Source organism: Bacillus cereus group sp. BfR-BA-01381 (genome assembly GCF_022663555.1).
GTDB lineage: Bacteria > Bacillota > Bacilli > Bacillales > Bacillaceae_G > Bacillus_A > Bacillus_A pacificus.
The window spans coordinates 1-21470 of record NZ_JAKUFR010000031.1 but is presented as its reverse complement, the minus strand read 5'-3'; the positions used below and the strand labels follow the sequence as shown (position 1 = coordinate 21470).

Genomic DNA, 21470 nt, shown 5'->3' with positions numbered 1-21470 from the left:
ATAAGCACCTTTTCACTCTATCTCTATCAGTCGTTTCGCCTCAAAGTACAACACTTGAATAAATTTTTTCGTATTAATTCGTATATGTCCAGAAGTCGCTACCCCATCCTTTGTCATTTCTGTCATCCGTTTTCTAACTACAGTGAAATCAAAAAACTTCGGAGCATAACTTTCAAATTTCGGATTTGAAAAGTCTGTTAATCCAAGGGAAGCTAAATGATTCAATGATTGATAAATCGCTCTTCTTACACGTTGTTCCGATGCTTTTTTCTCCTTCTCTATATCTGCATCTGAAGCTAGTCCCCCTAATTTTTTCAGTGTAATTTGGTGGAAAATATCTTTTAACGCAGGAAATCCAAATTCAAATGTTTGCGCCTTTTCTTGTCCGTATAAATATTCCAGCATACTAAGTAAATCTTTACTTCCGTTCTCTCCCGCAATACCGAGTTCTGATAGTAAGAAGCGTCCTGAATCTGATATCTTTTTCCCTTCTTGCACTGTTTCACTACGCATTTGTGGCTTTTCCCACTGAAACACATTATTTAATGATTTTTGAATGTCATATATAGAGCGTTCCAAACGAATACGCTCTATCACTTTTCGTACAACAGATACTACTTCTATTTTGTTTAGTGGTTTTGTAATATAATATTCTACACCAAGTGTATATGCCTCACCAATGAGCTGTTTCGATTCAACTTGAGAAATCATAATAATTTTTCCAGTAAATGAAGACGCTATATGACGAACTGTTTCAATACCGTCCCTCATCGGCATGAGTAAATCAATAAATAAAATATCCACTTTTTTATAATTTAGCTGTTCTGCTTCAACAAAAGCTCCATCTTCCGATTCTCCAATTACTTCCCCAAGATCGCCATCCTCAATAATTTGCGAAAGCATCGAACGGAAAACTTCATCATCATCTACAATATAATAAAACAAACCTATTCCCCTTCCCGCTTTAAACTGCACTCCGGTAAACAAACGATAAACTTACACCCTTTCCCATTTTCATTGCCTTCTAATCTTACTTCTCCGCCGAGCTCTGTTACCATTTCATCTATGTAAGAAAGTCCAATACCTGTGGACGGTGTTCCTGTTTGATCATACTTTGAAGTAAACCCGGGCTTAAATACTAATTTCTTATACTTTTGCGCAATACCAGGGCCATCGTCAATTACTTCAAAGATTACATGTTGCTCTCGTTTATATAACTTAATACGAATGAGGCCTCTATCTTCAATTGCTTCAACTGCATTCGCAACTAAGTTATTAAAAATTGATAGTACTGTATACACGTGATATGCAGCATGCTCGCCTTCTATATGTTTAGAGAAACGTATATCTTTCTCTAGCATTTCAGCATACTTTTCATTTATTCTTACAATCATTTCTGTAAGCTCATGACCTTCTACGTACTCAGCCACATTTTTATCTAATAACAGTTTAGATAATCCTGCAAAAATCCTTTGATTATCTTTTTTTATTTCATGCACTTCTCCTGCTATTTTCAATGCAGTTTTACCATTCGAATGATCGCTTACTTGTAAATTCCGATATAATTGATACGCTTCTTGTGTAATTAATTCTGCATTTTGTAACGTTTTTTTCAAATGAACAGATTCTACATATAAATTGGATAAGTGCATTAACATTTTTTCATTTTCTTTTCGCACTTGTGATTCTTTTAATTTCGTTTCATATAAATTCATCATATTTAAAAAGCCAAGTGCAAAAAAGCTACGAAAAATAGCAATAATGATGAGTTTATTTACTTCAGAAATTGTTATTGTTGTACCTAGTACTAAAATGTGATAAAACGCAAGTTCCGACATACTTGCAACAATTTCAATTGAAATTCCAAGACATCCAATAATAATTGGTCTCTGATGAAACTTATTCACCCTACAGAGTGAAAAAAGACTTCCATAAATAAAATAATAAAAAAACACAGGATAGCGCAAATAAAATGATTCTGTCATATGAAATGAACCTTGCATGACCCAGTCAAGACATACGCGGAATAAGACTACACATATACCAACAACAATACCTGCAACTCCTGCTGGTATTCTTCTTAAAAATAGTAATAAAAAGAAGAATAACGGCGTACCAAAGCTAACGCGAAACGTATCATTAAAAGGATGAAAATTAAGCTCTCCAGCAATCGGAACAACAACCATTAATATAATTAAAAGGGATATGTCTTTCTTCCATAATTGATTCCAATTCAAAGGTGCCACTTCCTATATTCTTTTTTCGATAATAAAAGTGAAAGCCCGCTTATATTTATAAACGGGCTTTATTTCTATATTCTAACCTTTTCTACCGCTTTTATTTGGCGATACTCAGGCTCCCAGATTGCTTCTTTCACTGCAATCTTGATATCGTTATCACTTAAGTTCTCTCTAGCAACACCTTCTGCAACAGCAACTTTCGCTACTTCAATTGCTACCATTTCCGAGATATTACGTAACTCTTCAACTTCTGGTAAAATAGGTGCTCCTGGCTGACTTGTATCTACCATGCTCGCAACTGCTTCAGCTGCTGCTGCGAACATCCCATCCGTCATGACGCTTGCACGTACGACAATTGTTCCAAGACCAAGACCTGGGAAAATAAGTGCGTTATTTGATTGTCCAATCACATACGTTACACCGTTGTATGTAACTGGTTCAAATGGACTTCCTGTTGCAACTAACGCTCTTCCTTCTGTCCACTTGATTAAATCGGCTGGTTTTGCTTCAGCAAGTGGCGTCGGGTTCGACATCGGTAAAATGATTGGTCTTTCTACGTGAGAAGCCATTTCTTTAACAATCTCTTCTTTAAATGCGCCTGCAACAGTTGATGTACCGATTAAAATTGTCGGTTTTACATGTTTCACAACTTCAGCAAGTCCGATTACACCATTTTGCTTCCACTCACTTACTTCCGCTTCTTTTCTTGCATACGGCATTTGGAAATCAAGAAGATCTTTCATATTATCTGTAACTAATCCGTTACGATCAATACACCAGAAACGCTTATACGATTCTTCTTCTGATACACCTACGCGGACCATTGCATCTCTAACTTGATCTGCGATACCGATTCCAGCCGTACCAGCACCAAATACAACAACGCGGTGTTCACTTAGTGGTACACTCGAAGCTTTCACTGCCGATAGCACAGCAGCAAGTGAAACTGCACCTGTACCTTGAATATCATCATTAAACGTACAAATATCATGACGATATTTATCTAAAATTTTTCGTGCATTTCGAGAGCTAAAGTCTTCCCAATGTAAAAGTGCTTTCGGGAATTGTTTATTTACCGCTTGTACAAATGTATCAATAAACTCATCGTAAGCTTCACCTGTTATACGAGGGTGACGATTTCCAATATAAAATGGATTGTTTAATAGTTCCTCACGATTTGTACCTACATCTAAAATTACCGGTAATACACGACTAGGATCGATTCCAACCGCGGCCGTATAAACAGCTAATTTTCCGATGGCGATGTTAATACCACCAACGCCCCAGTCACCAATTCCTAATATACCTTCCCCATCAGTTACAACGACTAAATCAATATTTTCTGCTGTTGCACCAATATTGGCGAACGCTTCTTCAATACCTGACGGATCGTTAATTGATAAATACACACCACGTGGTTTACGATATTCATGACTATATCTTTGAATCGCTACACCGACAGTTGGTGTATATACGATTGGTAACATTTCGCGTAAATGATCTGTTAAAATACGATAAAATAATACTTCATTTCGATCATGTAACGCTGTTAAGTATACATTCTTTAATAAATCATCCGGCTGAGAACAAAATTGTTCGTATGCGCGGCGTGCTTGTTCTTCCAATGTTAAAACTGCTGGCGGTAATAACCCTTTTAAACCTAATTCTTCTCTTTCTTCTTGCGTGAAAGCGACCCCTTTATTTAAAAGTGGTGTTGATAATACTTCTACTCCTCTTAATGTCGTTTCTAATGAACCATTAGAAGCTACTGTAAACTTACTCATAACATCCCTACCTCTATTCATATATAGCATTTCTATATTGTAAACAAAAAAGAGGGGCTTGTCCCCCCTCTTCTTTTAATTTTTCTTTAAAAGAGTTGCTCCTGCAATCCCTGGGTGTGTCATTTCGAATGGATCTAGAATTAATTCTAAGTCTTCTTGTGACAGTACACCATTTTTCACACAAAGTTCTCGAACGGATTGCCCTGTCGCGATTGCTTCTTTTGCAACGCGAGCTGCTGCTTCATAACCGATATGAGGGTTCACGGCTGTAATAATTCCTACACTCTTCTCAACATACTCTTTTAAGCGATCTTCATTCGCTTCAATTCCTTTTAAGCAATTATCTGTAAAGGCACGGAAACCGTTATTCATAATGCTAATTGATTGAAGTAAGTTGAAAACTAGTACTGGTTCCATAACATTTAATTCTAATTGTCCCGCTTCTGAAGCAAGACAAATTGTATGGTCGTTACCAATTACTTGGAATGCAATTTGATTAATTACTTCTGGCATAACAGGGTTTACTTTCCCCGGCATAATAGATGAACCTGGTTGACGAGCTGGTAGCATAATTTCTGCTAAACCAACACGTGGACCTGATGCCATTAAGCGAAGGTCATTCGCAATTTTAGACATGTTCATCATACATACTTTCAGTGCTGCTGATACTTCAGTGTATGCATCCGTATTTTGCGTTGCATCTACTAAGTCTTCTGCACCAACAAGTGGTAGTTCACTAATTGCAGCTAAATGTTTTACAACCGCTTCAATATATTCTGGATCTGCATTTAAGCCTGTACCAACTGCAGTTGCTCCCATGTTCACTTCATATAAGTGTTGACGTGATTGCTGAATTCGTTTCATATCACGTTCAAGCACACGAGAGTACGCTTTAAATTCTTGCCCAAGACGAATTGGCACAGCGTCTTGTAAATGTGTACGACCCATTTTAATTACATGATCGAACTGTTCTGCTTTTAATTCAAATACATCGTGCATATAGCCCATCGTTTGTAATAAACCTTCTAATGCGTTTAATGTAGCGATATGAATCGCCGTTGGGAATGCATCGTTTGTGGATTGCGCCATGTTTACATGACTATTTGGACTAATATAATGATAGTCTCCCTTTTCCATTCCTAATAATTCAAGAGCACGATTGGCAATGACTTCATTTGCATTCATGTTCATTGAAGTACCTGCTCCGCCTTGGATTGGGTCTACGATGAAATGATCATGCCATTTCCCGTCAAGAATTTCTTGAGCAGCTTCTGCGATTGCGCCGCCCTTGTTCAATTCCAATCTTCCTACATCTGTATTCGCAAGCGCTGCAGCTTTTTTTACAACTGCGAATGCTCTAATTAAACCTTCATGAATTTTGTATCCTGTAATTGGGAAGTTTTCAACTGCACGCATTGTTTGTACGCCGTAGTATGCATAGTTTGGTACTTCTTTTTCACCTAAAAAATCTTTTTCAATTCGAACACCATTTTTAACTTCAGTTAATGTTGCCATACTTATTCACTCCTTAACGATTTCTTATGCTGCTTTTGTTTCTTTGACTGTTTCTACATATTGTTTTGCTTTCTCATTATCGAATTCGCCTTCCCACTTCGACATAACAATGGCCGCTAATGCATTCCCTAATACATTGACAGATGAGCGAATCATATCTAAAATGCGGTCAATCCCCGCAATTAACGCGATACCTTCTAGTGGTAACCCCATTGAACCTAACGTTGCTAATACAACAACGAACGATGCACCTGGAACTCCCGCCATACCTTTGGATGTTAACATGAGAACGAATAATAACGTTATTTGCTCTGTCAGTGACATGTGCACACCGTACATTTGTGCAACAAATAATGCCGCTAACGCTTGATAAATAGCCGATCCAGTCAAGTTAAATGTATAACCTGTCGGAATTACGAAAGAGGCAACTGCCTTTGGACAACCGAACTCTTCCATTTTTCTCATTATATTGGGTAAAACAGCTTCTGAACTTGCTGTCGTAAATGAAAGAATAAGTTCTTCTTTTAAAATTTTCATTAACGTAAAAATGTTTACGCCAACCATTCTTGCATTTATACCTAATACAATCACAACGAATAGTATAACAGTTACGTATACAGCTAGCACTAGTTTTCCTAAAGGAAGTAGTGTTGCTACACCAAATTTTGCAACCGTAACAGCAATTAATGCGAATACACCAAATGGTGCAAATTTCATAACTTGATTTGTAACCCAAAACATCGCTTCGAGTACACCTTCAAAGAAGTTAAAAACAGGCTTTCCTTTTTCCCCAATTGCTGCAACTCCTAAACCGAATAATACTGAGAAGAAAATAATCGGTAATAAGTCACCTTGTGCAATCGATTCAAATACGTTTTTCGGTACGATATGAACAATCGTCTCAGCGAATCCTTGCTTCTCTGTAGCATCTGCTGTTTGTTTATAAGAAGAAATATCACTTTGCTGTAAGTTATTCATATCAACGCCAGTACCCGGCTGGAATATATTCGCCGCAAGTAACCCCATTAAAATAGCGATTGTCGTAATGATTTCGAAATAAAGAATTGTCTTCCCGCCTAGTTTCCCAAGCTTCTTCATATCGCCTACACCAGCTACTGCAACAATTAATGCTGAAATAACAATTGGTACTACAATCATCTTAATTAAGTGAATAAATATATCCCCAATTGGTGTAATATAAGAAATCGCCGTTTTATTGCCATAAAAGACTGCCCCTACTACAATCCCTAAAACAAGCGCGACAAAAATTTGTGTTGCCAATCCGAATTTTTTCATTTATGTTCATCCCCTTCATGCGAACGCTTTCAATTTGAATTTATAAAAGCTACTCACACATCTTATAAGCGAACCTACAAAATCATACAAAAACCTACAAGTTCGTCACAAAAAATTCAAATATTTTTCTTCTTTTTTTCATTGACACCATTTTGTTAAAAAACTATAAAATATACTTGATAAGTAATCAGATTGTTTCGTATAATCAAAAAGATATATACTTACAACAAATCAAAATGAAAAGGAGTGGATGATATGAAAAATTATGTGCAAAAATTCGTTCTATCTTCTTCTTTTCTTTTTCATTTTCTTAAAAAGGAACAAAGGCATTCGCCTTTGTTCCTTTTTTATTGCGATCTATATAGGGGGAATTGTTATGAGGCCATATAAACGTGTCTTAATTAAATTAAGCGGCGGTGCACTTGCCGATCAAACCGGAAATAGCTTTAACTCCAAACGATTAGAACATATCGCAAACGAAATTTTATCCATCGTTGATTTAGGTATTGAGGTATCTATCGTCATTGGAGGCGGGAACATTTTTAGAGGTCATCTAGCGGAAGAATGGGGAATCGATCGTGTAGAAGCTGACAATATCGGTACGTTAGGTACAATCATTAACAGCTTAATGCTACGCGGTGTTTTAACAAGTAAAACAAATAAAGAAGTGCGCGTTATGACTTCCATCCCGTTTAATGCTGTAGCTGAACCATACATTCGCCTACGTGCAGTCCACCATTTAGATAACGGGTATATCGTTATTTTTGGAGGTGGTAACGGGCAACCGTTCGTTACGACAGATTATCCAAGTGTTCAAAGGGCCATTGAAATGAATAGTGATGCAATATTAGTCGCAAAACAAGGAGTAGATGGCGTCTTTACTAGTGATCCAAAACATAATAAAGCAGCAAAAATGTACAAAAAACTAAATTATAACGATATTGTTAGGCAAAACATACAAGTAATGGATCAAGCCGCTTTATTACTTGCCCGTGATTATAATTTACCAGCACACGTCTTTAACTTTGATGAGCCTGGAGTAATGAAAAGAATTTGCTTAGGTGAACATGTGGGGACGTTGATTAATGATGATGCTTCATTGCTCGTGCATGAAAAATAATTATTTCTCATAAAAAAGGGGTGTCTATAAAAGACCCCCTTTCTTTAAACTTTAGAAATAAAAATCAGCCAATCCCCCCAACTTTTCCTTACAACGCTCCCAAAACGATAACTTCTCAAAAAATTCTTTCGTCATTTCTTTTGAATTATGAAAATCCTCCGTTAACGCCTCATTAACTTGTCCTACAATTGAACCACCATGAATATACAAATTCATTTCATCATTTATATTGAAACTTCGCGAAGTAAAATTTGTCGTACCAATAACAGTTAGTTCATTATCAATAAGCATTAATTTGCCATGAAACATCCCTTTTTTATAACCATATACTTTAATTCCATTATTAACAGCTTGGCGAATATACGGATACGCCGCCTCTTTAACAAGAGGAATATCTGGTTTATATGACCAAAGTATTTTTACAGTAACTCCACGTTTTTGTGCTTCCATTAAAGCATTCATTACTTCTTTATTTTTGGCTATAAAGTAAGGTGTTGTAATGACAATTGAATGCTTTGCTTCTTTTATTAATTCTATATATTTTTCAGCGACGTGATGTCCATTGTAACTAGCCATCGTATGTAATGTATTCCCTTTACTCGCTTTATTCGTACTTCTTTTTATCTCTTCTTTCGTATCTCGTTTCCAATCTAAAGCGAATTGTTCTTCTAAATCTTTTGCTCCTTCTCCTCTAAGTCGCACATGATAGTCACGCCAATATCCAAATCGTTTATCTTTCCCTAAGTACTCATCCCCTATATTAAAACCACCCGTATAACCAATCTCTCCATCAATCGTCGTAATACGGCGATGATTACGATGGTGAAGTGAATAAAACCCGAATGGTAATTCAGGTTTTCTACTATATGTAAAACGTACACCACTTTCCCGCAATTCACTTATCATCTTTCTTTCAAATGATAAATCATTAATCCGATCCACTGATAAATAGACGTTTACTCCTTCTTTTGCCTTCTCTTTTAATAAATTTAAAAAAGTATGGCTACTTTTATCATCTGACAAAATAAAAAAGTACGTATAAATAGATCTCTTCGCCTCTCTTATATCAGTAAATAACTGTTTATAAAATGACTTCCCTTCTACATATAATTGAAAGTCACTATAATGAGGTGCATACTCTGTCGGCATGTTTTTCCCGGCTTCCATTTTTCTACCTAAGGTAACATCGATATGCATGCAAATTAAAATAAAAACAACAATAGCAACAATAATAGAAGTAGCTCGCAATATTTTTTTAATCATTTTGATTTCCTTCCGCTCAAATTACATTCTACTCTGTAGTGTTTCATTTAAATATATTTTCATACGGAATGTATTTCTTCATTTTCATCGATGTTAAACAGGTAAAGGAGCGAAGAATATGAGAAAAGGAAAAACACCTATTGTTTTTGTCCCAGGACTTTTCGGTTCAATGAATAATATTATTATTCCGGGTACTGGTGATTGGAGCTTCGGACTATCTGCATTTGTTTATGAGCCATTTATTTTGATGTTAGAAAGTATGGGCTATGAACGAAATAAAAACCTATTTATTTGTTTTTATGACTGGCGTCAGCGGATTATTTTTTCTACAAAAAAATATTTATTACAAACGATTGCTTATGCTAAAAAAATTACAGGGCGCGATAAACTAAATCTAATCTGTCATAGTATGGGAGGACTTCTTGGACGTTCTTACGTTCAAAGTGAAGAATATAAAAATGATGTAAATCAACTTATCATACTCTGTACACCAAGCGCTGGATCTCCGGCAAATTATAGTTATTGGACTGGAGGTAGTCTCCCTGTCCATGCCTCTTCTAAAATAAATATCGTTCATTTTTATATGGAACAATACATTCACTACTTAAGCACCTTATATAACATGAATACAGTTGAGGCGATACATCTTTACTTTCCAGGATTACAAGATGTTATTCCGTGTAAAGATTACGGGAATTATTTATTTATAAAATCTGGATCTTCAATTACATTTATTCCTTATAGTAAAATGAAAACGAAAAACCCTTTCCTCGATACTTTAAATAAAAATAGATTTATGATACAAAAAAGAAATATTGAAACTACACTCATTGCTGGAGATGGAGAGGAAACCATTCAATATTTACAAGTCGTTCCTTCATATTCTAATCTGAAATGGACAGACGGCAAAGTCGTCGGTGATATGCTGACAAAACATGGTGACGGAAACGCTATTTTACATAGCGTTTTTCTCCTAGAGGGAAATGAATGTGTTGTGCATGCTTCACATAACGAAGTGCTCTACAAAAGCATTCCTATATTACAAAAGATACTCTAAATTACACAAAAAAAGGTGTAGCACTACGCCACACCTTTTTTTGTTAAACAAAGTTCCTCGCATCATTATTTCTCCCGAATTTATAAATTGCAATTAAGAAGAATGCAATCGCAAAGGCAAATAAAATTAAAATGTTTAAATACAACTCAGAGAATGGAATTCCTTGCTGTAGTTTTGCTATCGTGTCTAATAACCAGCGCTGCGGAAGAAAATTAGCTACTTTTTGTACTGCATTTGGCATAATGTCGTACGGGAAATAACATCCAGCAAGCAAACATGTTGGTACTATCACTAGATTTTGCATTGCATTTGAAGCAGCTGAACTTTTTGAAAAAGACACAATGACTAATGATAAACCAATTGCAATTAAAGCGAATATCATAAGCACACCAATCATTACTATGAAAGGCATATTAATATTTGTATGAAAAACATTCGTCATAAATAGTACTGCAATTACAATTTGCAATGTTAATATCATCATATTTACCGCGACATTAGATAATATAAATTTCTTTCCGTCAATTGGTGTTGATAATAATCTAAAGTACGTTCTATTCTCTTTTTCTTTTAAAATAAATCCAGATAAGTTCACTGCTGAAAACAGCATAAACATAATAAGATAACCCATCGTTTGGTTTGTCATATCTTTATTTTTCGAAGTATCTTCTAGCGTCTCCGTTTTCATTTTAAATGCACTTTTTTGATACCCTACGTACATAGTATCAAATACACTTTGATCTGTTCCTGCTACTTTACTAATAGCTGCTACATTATCAATATAGTTATATAAATATGATTTTATAAATGCTGTTACTTGATCACCTTTAATTGATGCAACTTCTATATGATCTGGCTTCCCTTCTCGAACACTTTTTGAAAAACCAGATTCTAATGTAATAACCCCATCAAGTTTTTTAGAAGTGAGTTTATCTTCTACTTCAGACTCCTTAATCTTACTGACACTCACATTGTTTAATCCTTCTAAAAACTTTATCGTATCATTTGCTATCGGCTCATTTTCTTTATTTACAATCCCGATATTTAACGCACCTTGCCCCGCATTTCCGTATATCGAAAAAGAGATGAGCGTCCCGATTATTGGCAAACTAATAATAATGAATAACCCTTTTTTATTTTTCAAAAGTACAGATAACGTTTTTTGTATGAGCCATAAAATATCTTTCATACTATAGCCCCTCCCGTCTACGTAATGCAATAATTGCAATGAATAAAAAGAGTGCCGAAATTCCAAGGTTTAAACCTATTACCGGCAGTGCTGCCCCTACATCATTCGCATAAATAATTTTCATAACAGCTGTATTTGCCCACGTTAATGGTGATAAATTCGTAACGAAATTTTCTTCTATTACGAAATATGCACCGCCAAAAATAGAAGCTAATTGCACTACCACCATAATAATTGCTCTAGACGATTCAGGTGTTTTGGTAATATATCCAATCCCTAAACCGAAGCTAATTGCTAGAAAGACTTCTGTTAATAAAATAATAAATATAATTCCAAGATGATCGCCCCAATTCGCTTGAAAAACAAATTTACTAAATAACATGACAAGCAATATGCACAGAGCATTTGCTACTAGGCTCCCAAGTACTTTTCCAATGAATATTTCAGCCTTACTTATAGGCGCAGCAATGAGACGATCTCCTGTTTTACGTATTCGTTCTCCTCGAATTAAAGAACTGGCTCCCATCGCTGCATATAGCGCAATCATCGTCGTCATTACAACTGCATAGTAATCCATAGAACCTGGCTTTTTCGCAGCTTGTAAAGATGTTTCTTTTATATAATCATTATGATTTCCATTTGAAATAACTGCGCTCACCTTACTAGGATCTACTTTTGCAACTTCGGCTGCTACATTGTACTTATCAACAAATGTTGTTAGCATGCCTTCCACAATACTTCCCTCAATACTACTTTTGTCACTTCCGTACAATTTTGCGCCATCTTTATTTAATTCTACATAAGCAGCATATTTATTTTGCTTCACTGCTTCCTTCCCATCTATACCTTCAGAAGCTTTTTTAAAATGAATACCCGATTTATCAACTTCTTTCGCAAATGCTTCAAATGCTTGAGAAAACGTGCTACTCGCTTCATCTTTATATAGCACCTGTATATCTTTAATTGAATGACTATCACTATTAAATGCGTTTGTTAATGCTGTACCTAACACAAGCATAAGCACAATCGGAAAAGCTAACATAAAAACTAAAGTTCTTGCGTCTCTGAAATCTCTTTTCATATGCATAATTGCAATATTAAAGATGTTCAATTGATGAACCTCCCTTTACCTTTTCTTCATTTACTCTTTATTTATCTCGTAAGTTTCTTCCAGTTAACGTAAGGAATACCGTTTCTAAGTTAGGAGCCTGCTCCTCTAACGAACGGATTTCAATGTCATGATTAATGAAGTGCTGAACAATTTTATTTAAATTATTTAATCCTGCATCCGAGTTTACTTTAATTACGTTCTCTTCAATTTGAACAGCTTTCACTCCATTTATCTCTTTTAACTGTTCTATATCTAAATTTTCTACTGACTTCACTTCAATCCAAATATCTTTCGTATCGGTAATAATTGCTTTTAACTGCTCTTTCGTTCCTTCTGCAATCACTTTACCGTGATCTACTATAGCTATTTTCGTACAAATCTCTTCTACCTCTTCCATGTAGTGACTCGTATAAATAATCGTACTTCCCATTTCGTTTAATTTCCGAACAGACTGCAGGATATAATTTCTTGACTGTGGATCAATTCCAACTGTCGGCTCATCCATAATAATTAACTTCGGTCTATGAGCAATTGCACAAGCGATATTCAGTCTTCGCTTCATCCCACCAGAAAAGTTCTTTGGATAGCTTTTCTTTTTGTCACTAAGTCCTACAAATTGAAGAGCTTCCTCGACCCTAGCTTTTAATTCAGCTCCTCGTAATCCGTACAATCCAGCAAAGAATTTCACATTTTCATAAGCTGTTAACTCTTCATAAATCGCAATATCTTGCGGAACGATACCGATATTCATCTTCGCAAATCGATTATGTTTCTTTATATTTTTTCCTAGTATGCTAATTTCACCTTCATTACTTCTTAACAAACCAGCAATCATGTTAATTGTCGTACTCTTACCAGCACCATTCGATCCTAAAAAGCCAAATATTTCTCCTTCTTTAATAGATAAAGACATATTATCAACTGCGATGAAATCACCAAATTTTTTCGTTAAATTTTTAATTTCTAAAGTATTCATCGTTTCACCCCTATTTCGGTTTCTCTGCTTTTAGTATAAACAAAAAGAATGAACCTGCTCAGTGCAGAAGTTCATTCTTTTCACATGAGATTATTCACTTTTTTCATATGAGATGATTCATTCTCATATCGGTAGCAACATTGTTACTGAAAAACCACTTGTTCCATCTACTATAATTTTACCGTTTACAGACGCCGTTCGTTCCTCCATCCCCATAATACCGAGACCTTTTTTAACAAGCATTGCACCTTTTCCATTATCCTTCACTTGTACCTTTACCATCTTGTTAAGTACATGAATATCGATTGAAATGACTGTCGCATCAGCATATTTCATCGCATTTGTTAATGCTTCCGTGACATTTTCACCGATAATCTTCCACTGTATAGGAGAAATCATATCTAAGTTCCCTTTATAAACGAAAGGAATATTCACATCATGCTTACCGGCAAATTCCTCTATGAATAATTTCATACGATGAATACCAATTTGCTCAGTTGGTGGCTTCATATTTTTTAATGTAATCCGAATGCTTTCAATTCCATCTTTCGAAATATGAATTGCATTTTGTAATAACTCAGCAGATTTTTCTTTATCTATCGCCATTAATCTCTTTGCTGCTTCCATTTGAATAAGTGCACCTGTCATCGAATGGCCAATTTTATCATGAATTTCTTGAGAAAGTCGATTTCTCTCTTCTAACTTAAATGTGTACTCTGATTGCCTTATGTACTCTTTATTTTCATTTAAGCTTTTCGTCAGCCGCTGCATATTTTTTCGCATCTTATCATTTTGTGATTCAAGCTTTAATACGCGCGATATATACCGTTCTGCCATCGTTAATACGAGGAAAGAAAATGCAACAATTAATCCATATGTCATTCGAATGCTTTCATTTGTAAATATAATAGGAATCATCATAATGATAAAGAGTTGCCATTTCTTCTCTATATAACGAAATATAATTTCATATAAGTTCAATGGTAAAAACAAAATGAAAAACGGATGAATCTTCCATGTAAATAACATAACTAAGCCAATCGACACAGAAGTTACTATGTTTTTGTACGTATCTTTTTTAAATATAGAGATTAGCACGTTTACAGAAAGATATAAAAGCAAAGTAAGTATAATCCATGGTAAGTTCTCAACATTTAAATACATGTAACTAAACACAATATATATAAAGACAATTAATTTACTTACAATTAACCAAAATTCCATATCTTTAATCAACTTTCCCTGTTAAATAATAAATCGCGATTTGTGTACGATGTTCCAGTCCAGTTTTCCCTAAAACTGACGTAATATAATTTGCAATTGTTCCTTCTGATATGAAAAGTTGCTTCGAGATTTCTTTATTCGAAAAGCCTTTTGCAATTAATGCGATAATACTCAGCTCTCTTTCAGTAAAAAGACTTTTATCTATTTTACATTCTTCCTCTTTACTTTCCATTAAATTAGACTTAATTTTATCGAGAACTACATCTTGCATAACTGTTTGACCGTTATATACTCCTTTTATCGCATCACGAATACGCTCTGGATCATTATTTTTTAATAAATAACCTTTTGCCCCGTTCTTCACTGCGTCCAAAATATATTCATCATCATCGAACGTCGTTAAAATTAGCGGTTTCGTTTTCGTCTCTTCACAAATGAATTTCGTCGCCTCTACCCCGTTCATATTTGGCATGCGAACATCTAAAAGGGCGATATCAACGTCGTTCTTTTTGCAATATTCCACTGCTTCTTTCCCATCATTTACTGTATCTACTACTTCGAACTCTTCATATGTATTTAAAATAATTTTCATGCCTTCTCTAATAAAAGAATTATCATCTGCTATTAATATTTTAATTTTCATGTTTGTTAGTATGGACATTCCCCTACTAACACTCACATCCTTTCTCCCTGTAACATTTCCTACTTGCTCATTATATACTTCTCTTTACCATTTTTTCACACCTTTTTTCATCTAGCTCTCCTGCAAAAAATATATTATTCTTTTTTTACAAAATGTGTAGGGTGACTTATCATTCTTTACGTCTATATAATAGAATGCGTCAAAAAGGAGGGAGAGACCCATTGAGGAAAAACAATTAATTGAAAAAGCACAGCAAGGAAGCGAACATGCTTTTCGTATCCTTGTGCAAACATATCGTCACTATATTTTCCAAGTTATCTTTTCTATTTTAAGACATGAAGAAGATGCGAAAGATGTTACACAAGAAGTATTCGTAAAAATTCACGCCTCTCTCCCAAATTATCAATTTCGCGGATTAAAAACGTGGATGGCGCGTATTGCCACCAATCACGCTATTGATTATAAGAGAAAAAAAGCTAGAGAAAACGAAGAACTCTCCTTATGTAAAGAAACTGAGGAAAATATAAAATCCTCTCAAAATATTGAGGATTTATTATTGACGAAAGAACAAAAATTACTAATTGCTCAAAAACTGAGAGAACTTCCCCATAATTACCGTGATGTCGTTCTCGCACATTACTTAGAAGAAAAAAGTTATCACGAAATTGCTTTGCAGGAAAATATCGAAGTGAAAACAGTCGAAATGAAACTGTATCGGGCAAGAAAATGGATTAAAAAACATTGGAAGGAGGAAGAGTTTCTATGATGCATTATTCAAAAGAAGATTGGCGCAATTATACATTAGATGTTATAGAAAGCAATGAACGTGAATCTATGGAAGAACACCTTTATGAATGTGATCATTGTTTAGCGATTTATATGGAAAGTATTGATGAACAACAGGAAAACCTTCCAATGATAAATGATGATTCATTTACGAACGAAGTTATGACACAAATTGATTTTGAAACGCTACAACCTAATGAAAATATAAAAACAAACTCATTAAAGCGAACGATTATTCACTACATAATTGCAACCGCAGCTACAATTATTTTTATGGTAAGTGGTTTATTCCAATATATTTTCACAGCGACATCAAATTTCGAGAAATCTTCAAAACATAACGAGTCTTCTATCTCACAACAAATTGTAAACAAATCGGTAGACTCATCAAAAAAGGACGGAGGTTCAAAGCATGAATAAAAACCCCTTTTTAGCACTTGTATTAGGGCTAATTCCTGGGCTTGGACATTTATATTTAAAGAAATTTGGACGGTTTATTTTATATAGCGGAGGGGCTGTATTTCTATTTATCTTTGCAGCATTTTGTACAATAGCATTGGGAGCGCGTGATATTGCTTTTCTTTCTCTATTTTTACTAGCCGTGTTATGGGTGGTCAACTTACTAGATTTAGTTATCACGATTATTAACCAATCGAAAAAACAAGCAACCGGAGAATTAACAGAGTCCTCTAAAGAGAGCGAACGATTTTATATCATTCTTCTTTCCATCATCCCTGGACTTGGTCATTTTCAATTAGGGCTTATGCAACGTGGACTTACATTTTTAGTAGCTTGTACAGGAATCGGAAGTATGATCATTTTCGTTGCCCTTTTAACATCTCAAGAAAGTTTCCTTATCTTTCTCGTGACGTTACCTGTTTTATGGATTTATAATTTCTTCGATGTTGTTCAGCAACTCCAGAAAAAAGAACGTGGTGAACAATTAGTTGACCGCACTATTTTTGAAGATTTTGAAGAGCACCGTGAACAAGGAAAGAAAAGTAAAACATTCGCTTCTATTTTAGCGATGTTTCCTGGAGCGGGACATATGTATTTAGGCTTACAGCGACGAGGCCTCCAGCTTATGGCAGCCTTTTTACTTTCCATCTATTTACTTGACTTATTAAGACTTTCAGCGTTTTTATTTTTAGTACCAATCATTTGGTTCTATAGCTTCTTTGACGCTTTACAGCAAACTGCAAAGTATGGAAAAGAACGTGTACATGACGAACCTATCATTGATTATTTTATCAATCATCAAAGATGGATCGGTATCGGGTTAATTACACTCGGGGGTTATTATTTATTAGATCAAACAGTCCTTCCTATTTTGAATGATTACTTCGCAACTATATTTAACATTCATCTTAGCGAGCTGTATTATCGCTATTTCCAAACATCTATCGTTGCACTCCTCTTAATTGGTGGCGGCTTTAAATTGTTACTTGGAAATAAAGAAAATAAAGGTGGTACGAAAGAATGAGAACATGGCGCGTTGGAACATTTTCAATGGGGCTTTCTATTATTGCATTAGGTTGCTTCTTACTATTTTCAGTTATAAAAGGTACTGAGGTATTAGATTCCTTAACAGCATGGTGGCCTGTTTTACTTATTATACTTGGCGTGGAAATTTTACTTTACCTTCTATTTTCTAAGAAGGAACAATCATTTATTAAATATGATATTTTTAGTATTTTCTTTATCGGTGTTTTAGGAAGTGTTGGCATTGCTTTTTACTGTTTATTATCAACTGGATTGCTAGATGAAGTTCGTCATTCTATTCATACCACTCGCCAAACGAGTAATATTCCAAGTGGACAACTTAATATACCTGAATCTATCAAAAAAATTGTAGTGGATGCAGGACAGTACCCTCTAACAATAGAGGGTACTGATACAAATCAAATTCATCTTCTTGGAACATATGAAATGACGACGAAAGCTAATGAAAAACTTAATTTAAAACAAGAAGATTTTCTTTCCGTTGAAACAGCCGGGGAAACGATGTATATCACTTTAAAATCATTACCAGTTCAACATACGTTATGGAATTCCGCACCACAGGTCAAACCGACACTCGTTCTTCCACAAAATAAAAATGTAGAAGTTCGTGCTTCAAATAACGAACTATCCCTTTATCCAGGTCAATTACAAAATAATTGGTTTGTACAGGAAAGTTCAAATGTATCTGTTCATTTAACGAAAGAAAGCGATGTATCTTTAATCGCCATAACAAACAAAAAAGAATCCCACGGAAACACACCTTGGGAACAAGTTGAAGATTTAACGAAAAAAGAAGAGAATACTTCAGCAGAAAATCCAGAATTAAACGAACAAGAACATTGGTATAAAAATTCGATTAAAACTGGAAATGGAACGTATAAATTAAGCATTGAGAAAGCTTACAATTTAAATATGAGTGTTATTGAAAAATAAGAAACCTTCCACAATTGTGGAAGGTTTTTCTCATATAATCGCTTTAATTCCCTCTAACACTAAGCCAATCATAAATCCGCAAACAGCTCCGTTTACTCGGATCCATTGTAAATCTTTACCGACATTATTTTCAATCATTTCAATTAACGTTTTATCATCTAACTTATCAAGATTTTCTTGCACAAGCTTTCCGATTTTCGAATGGTTATTCTCAACAAGCTTCACAACTTGTTTTTGTAACCAATCTTCTATTTTTTGAACAGTCACTTCGTCATCTTTTATTTTATTCATTTGTTTTTGTAAAAATGGAATAACATACTTATCCGCAAATTCTTCATTGTTTACAAAGGCAACTGCTTTTTGCTGCGCTTGTTCCAACATCTCTTTAATTTTGTCAGTAGCATTCCAATTTGAAATCCATTTTTCTTTCCAATTTTCTAATTCTTGTAGTAACGCTTCATTTTCTTTTACATTTATAATTTCTTGACGAATTTTTGCTAATATAAGCTGTCTCGTGCTATTATCCGCATCTTGTAAGCTGTTAATATTGCTAATAATGAATTTCTGCAAAATGCCGCCAATTTTATCTTCATCTACAATATTCATAAACGACTTCAATGTAAACTGTAAAAATCCATCTACTTTTATATTTTCCATCGCCTTCATCCCTAAACTTCCGAGCTGGTAGCGTGCTTCATCTTGCGCTGTCCAATCTTTCACTTTTACTAAAATGTAATCCAGTGTCTTCTCATCATATTCTTGCACAACTAATTGATCAACAAGCACTTGTAAGATGTTACTTGTATTCATTGTATGCAAATACGTTTTTAATTCTTTTTCAATAATAACCGCTAATTTTTCCGTATCTATTGAAACAATCGCCTTCTCAGCAATCGTTACAATCCCTTTTTTCACAGCATTAGACTGCATTTCTCTCTCTGCAATTTGCAGCACCATTTGTGCTAGTTGCATTTCTTTTACTTTATTCGTAATACTTTCTTTCGTTAGCCACTCATTTTCTAACGTATTGATGAGCCCTTTCGTTACTCGTTTACGGTTTTTAGGTAACAAAGCTGTATGCGGAATTGGAATTCCCATCGGGTGACGGAATAATGCTGTAACTGCAAACCAATCCGCAAGTCCACCAACTAACCCAGCTTCAAATCCACCTTGAATAATCTCACCAGCTACCGTCCCTTGAAAAGGAATAGAAGCCGCAAAACCTACCCCCATAACCCCAAGCGAAATACCCGCTATATATTTAGTCTGTAATGACATCGTATACACATCCTCTTATTATGTAAAATAAAGCTTTTTTGTTATATTTATTCGATCTTAGTAATCCTTTATATCTATACTATAAAGAACATATGTGAAAATAACAAAGATTTTTATGTACATGAAAAAATGAGACTATAACTAGCCTCATTTTCCTTACAGTATTAATTCTAAACCTTTCCTATAATACCCATTCATCACATCTTCTGGAACCATACTACCGCCAGTTCCCCACACAATATGAGTACCTTTCTTCATCTTCTCTGTTAACTGTTGTTTTTGTAAATACTCATCTTCTGTACATACTTTTACTGGCCCTATCATACCGGCTAATGCAGAAGGCTCTAAATAAATCTTTTCCGTATCAGCTAGTTCTTTTAATAATCTATATAACTCTTCATCACTTACTGTGTAATTTCCACTCAAAAATGGTTCTATCGTTTTACCGACAAATCCAGACGGTCTTCCTACCGCTAGTCCGTCCGCGTCTGTTACATTGTCAATCCCGATATCTTGAACGGAAATTTTATCATGAAGTCCTGTCATTAAACCGAGTAACATGCATGGAGAATGCGTAGGCTCGGCAAAGAAACAGTGTACGTTGTCTTTATACAATAACTTTAAACCAAATGCGACTCCGCCAGGCCCGCCCCCTACTCCGCATGGTAGATAAACGAATAAAGGATGTTCTTCATCCACTACAATCTCTAACTCTTCTAATTGTTTTTGTAAACGCGATGCTGCTACTGCGTATCCTAAAAATAAATCATGTGAGTTTTCATCATCTACAAAATAACAGCTAGGATCTGCATCTGCTTGCCTTCTTCCTTCTTCTACAGCTTTACTGTAATCAGCTTCATATTCAATAACATTTACACCTTTGCTTCTTAATAAATCTTTTTTCCATTGTTTCGCATCTGCTGACATATGAACCGTTACGTTAAAACCTAACTTCGCACTCATAATCCCAATACTTAATCCTAAGTTTCCTGTCGAACCTACTGCGATAGAATACGTGGCAAAAAACTCTCTACATGTATCACTATCTAAAATGGAATAATCATCTTCTTCTGTTAACATACCACACTGCAAAGCTAATTGTTCAGCATGCTTCAATACTTCATAAATGCCTCCTCTAGCTTTAATTGATCCTGATATCGGAAGATGACTATCACATTTTAATAATAATTCTCCTAAAATAGGTTGCTCATAATTTTTCTCTAAAGCTTGTTTCATTGAAGGGATTTTCACTAAAGGTGATTCAATTATGCCGTTAGTCTCTTTCGTTTCAGGAAAAATTTTCGCAATATATGGTGCAAAACGCTTTAACCTCTCTTCCGCATCTTTTACATTCTCTTCATTCAGTGGCGAATCTTTTATTGCCGTTTCATACTTTTCCATGTTCGGATTCACCCAAAACACTTCTTCTGTTGCGATTAATTGATTTAAGAGTGGATATTCCTCTTTTAATTTCTCTATTTCCTTCATTCCTCTTCCTCCTCATCACCTTGTAGCTTACAATTTAATAAATTATAATTAAATTAATTTTAAT

General features: G+C 34.9%; 19 protein-coding genes. 6 read left to right on the top strand and 13 right to left on the bottom strand.

The window, feature by feature from the left end; genetic code table 11:
* Positions 1 to 12 precede the first annotated feature (12 nt).
* The 5 genes from MR079_RS12995 to MR079_RS12975 form a co-directional block, all read right to left on the bottom strand.
* Complete coding sequence (locus MR079_RS12995; protein ID WP_242294090.1) at positions 13 to 945, bottom strand: response regulator; 933 nt, start codon at positions 943 to 945, stop codon at positions 13 to 15.
* Between the two features lie 2 nt (positions 946 to 947).
* Positions 948 to 2246: a sensor histidine kinase gene (locus tag MR079_RS12990; protein ID WP_139867829.1), complete on the bottom strand. Its 1299-nt coding sequence runs from the start codon at positions 2244 to 2246 to the stop codon at positions 948 to 950.
* A 65-nt stretch (positions 2247 to 2311) separates the two neighbouring features.
* The gene (gene malS / locus MR079_RS12985) at positions 2312 to 4024 is read right to left on the bottom strand and encodes an oxaloacetate-decarboxylating malate dehydrogenase (protein WP_242294089.1); all 1713 of its coding nucleotides are present in this window, start codon (positions 4022 to 4024) and stop codon (positions 2312 to 2314) included.
* A gap of 75 nt (positions 4025 to 4099) precedes the next feature.
* On the bottom strand, positions 4100 to 5539 hold the full coding sequence (aspA, locus tag MR079_RS12980) for an aspartate ammonia-lyase (protein ID WP_000224205.1): 1440 nt from the start codon (positions 5537 to 5539) through the stop codon (positions 4100 to 4102).
* A gap of 24 nt (positions 5540 to 5563) precedes the next feature.
* Positions 5564 to 6835 (bottom strand): cation:dicarboxylate symporter family transporter, encoded by a 1272-nt coding sequence (locus tag MR079_RS12975; RefSeq protein WP_000713289.1) that lies wholly within the window; start codon positions 6833 to 6835, stop codon positions 5564 to 5566.
* A 376-nt stretch (positions 6836 to 7211) separates the two neighbouring features.
* Between MR079_RS12975 and pyrH the strand changes: the two genes are divergently transcribed.
* The gene (gene pyrH / locus MR079_RS12970) at positions 7212 to 7955 is read left to right on the top strand and encodes a UMP kinase (protein ID WP_001248049.1); all 744 of its coding nucleotides are present in this window, start codon (positions 7212 to 7214) and stop codon (positions 7953 to 7955) included.
* A 51-nt stretch (positions 7956 to 8006) separates the two neighbouring features.
* Here pyrH and cls read toward each other — a convergent pair whose 3' ends face one another.
* Positions 8007 to 9218, bottom strand: a complete 1212-nt coding sequence (cls, locus tag MR079_RS12965) for a cardiolipin synthase (protein ID WP_139867831.1) — start codon at positions 9216 to 9218, stop codon at positions 8007 to 8009.
* A gap of 118 nt (positions 9219 to 9336) precedes the next feature.
* Between cls and MR079_RS12960 the strand changes: the two genes are divergently transcribed.
* Entirely contained in the window at positions 9337 to 10275 is a 939-nt protein-coding gene (locus tag MR079_RS12960) for an esterase/lipase family protein (RefSeq protein ID WP_139867833.1), read from the top strand.
* Between the two features lie 43 nt (positions 10276 to 10318).
* Here the strand turns inward: MR079_RS12960 and MR079_RS12955 are convergent, their stop codons facing one another.
* The 5 genes from MR079_RS12955 to MR079_RS12935 form a co-directional block, all read right to left on the bottom strand.
* Entirely contained in the window at positions 10319 to 11464 is a 1146-nt protein-coding gene (locus MR079_RS12955; RefSeq protein WP_242294088.1) for an ABC transporter permease, read from the bottom strand.
* A 1-nt stretch (position 11465) separates the two neighbouring features.
* Entirely contained in the window at positions 11466 to 12575 is a 1110-nt protein-coding gene (locus tag MR079_RS12950; protein ID WP_139867837.1) for an ABC transporter permease, read from the bottom strand.
* 37 nt (positions 12576 to 12612) lie between these two features.
* Entirely contained in the window at positions 12613 to 13551 is a 939-nt protein-coding gene (locus MR079_RS12945) for an ABC transporter ATP-binding protein (protein ID WP_098299115.1), read from the bottom strand.
* A gap of 123 nt (positions 13552 to 13674) precedes the next feature.
* The gene (locus tag MR079_RS12940) at positions 13675 to 14775 is read right to left on the bottom strand and encodes a sensor histidine kinase (protein WP_139867839.1); all 1101 of its coding nucleotides are present in this window, start codon (positions 14773 to 14775) and stop codon (positions 13675 to 13677) included.
* A 4-nt stretch (positions 14776 to 14779) separates the two neighbouring features.
* Positions 14780 to 15418 carry a response regulator transcription factor gene (locus tag MR079_RS12935; protein WP_000694106.1) on the bottom strand — a complete coding sequence of 213 codons (639 nt, stop codon included), beginning with the start codon at positions 15416 to 15418 and terminating at the stop codon, positions 14780 to 14782.
* A 283-nt stretch (positions 15419 to 15701) separates the two neighbouring features.
* Between MR079_RS12935 and MR079_RS12930 the strand changes: the two genes are divergently transcribed.
* Genes MR079_RS12930 through exsE form a run of 4 tightly spaced genes read left to right on the top strand, consistent with a single transcriptional unit; the run spans position 15702 to position 18640 of the window.
* The gene (locus MR079_RS12930) at positions 15702 to 16184 is read left to right on the top strand and encodes an RNA polymerase sigma factor (protein ID WP_001195477.1); all 483 of its coding nucleotides are present in this window, start codon (positions 15702 to 15704) and stop codon (positions 16182 to 16184) included.
* The gene (locus MR079_RS12925) at positions 16181 to 16624 is read left to right on the top strand and encodes a hypothetical protein (RefSeq protein WP_139867841.1); all 444 of its coding nucleotides are present in this window, start codon (positions 16181 to 16183) and stop codon (positions 16622 to 16624) included. The genes MR079_RS12930 and MR079_RS12925 overlap by 4 nt, the downstream gene beginning before the upstream one ends.
* The gene (locus tag MR079_RS12920; protein ID WP_001039094.1) at positions 16617 to 17687 is read left to right on the top strand and encodes a hypothetical protein; all 1071 of its coding nucleotides are present in this window, start codon (positions 16617 to 16619) and stop codon (positions 17685 to 17687) included. Before MR079_RS12925 ends, MR079_RS12920 begins: the two co-directional genes overlap by 8 nt.
* Positions 17684 to 18640, top strand: coding sequence for an exosporium protein ExsE (gene exsE / locus MR079_RS12915; RefSeq protein WP_242294087.1), 957 nt, complete (start codon positions 17684 to 17686; stop codon positions 18638 to 18640). The genes MR079_RS12920 and exsE overlap by 4 nt, the downstream gene beginning before the upstream one ends.
* A gap of 30 nt (positions 18641 to 18670) precedes the next feature.
* On the opposite strand, the gene MR079_RS12910 is transcribed toward exsE, so the two are convergent.
* Together MR079_RS12910 and dsdA are read right to left on the bottom strand one after the other, a co-directional pair.
* Positions 18671 to 19918 (bottom strand): DUF445 domain-containing protein, encoded by a 1248-nt coding sequence (locus tag MR079_RS12910; protein WP_000058334.1) that lies wholly within the window; start codon positions 19916 to 19918, stop codon positions 18671 to 18673.
* A gap of 156 nt (positions 19919 to 20074) precedes the next feature.
* On the bottom strand, positions 20075 to 21406 hold the full coding sequence (gene dsdA, locus MR079_RS12905; RefSeq protein ID WP_139867846.1) for a D-serine ammonia-lyase: 1332 nt from the start codon (positions 21404 to 21406) through the stop codon (positions 20075 to 20077).
* Positions 21407 to 21470: the final 64 nt, after the last annotated feature.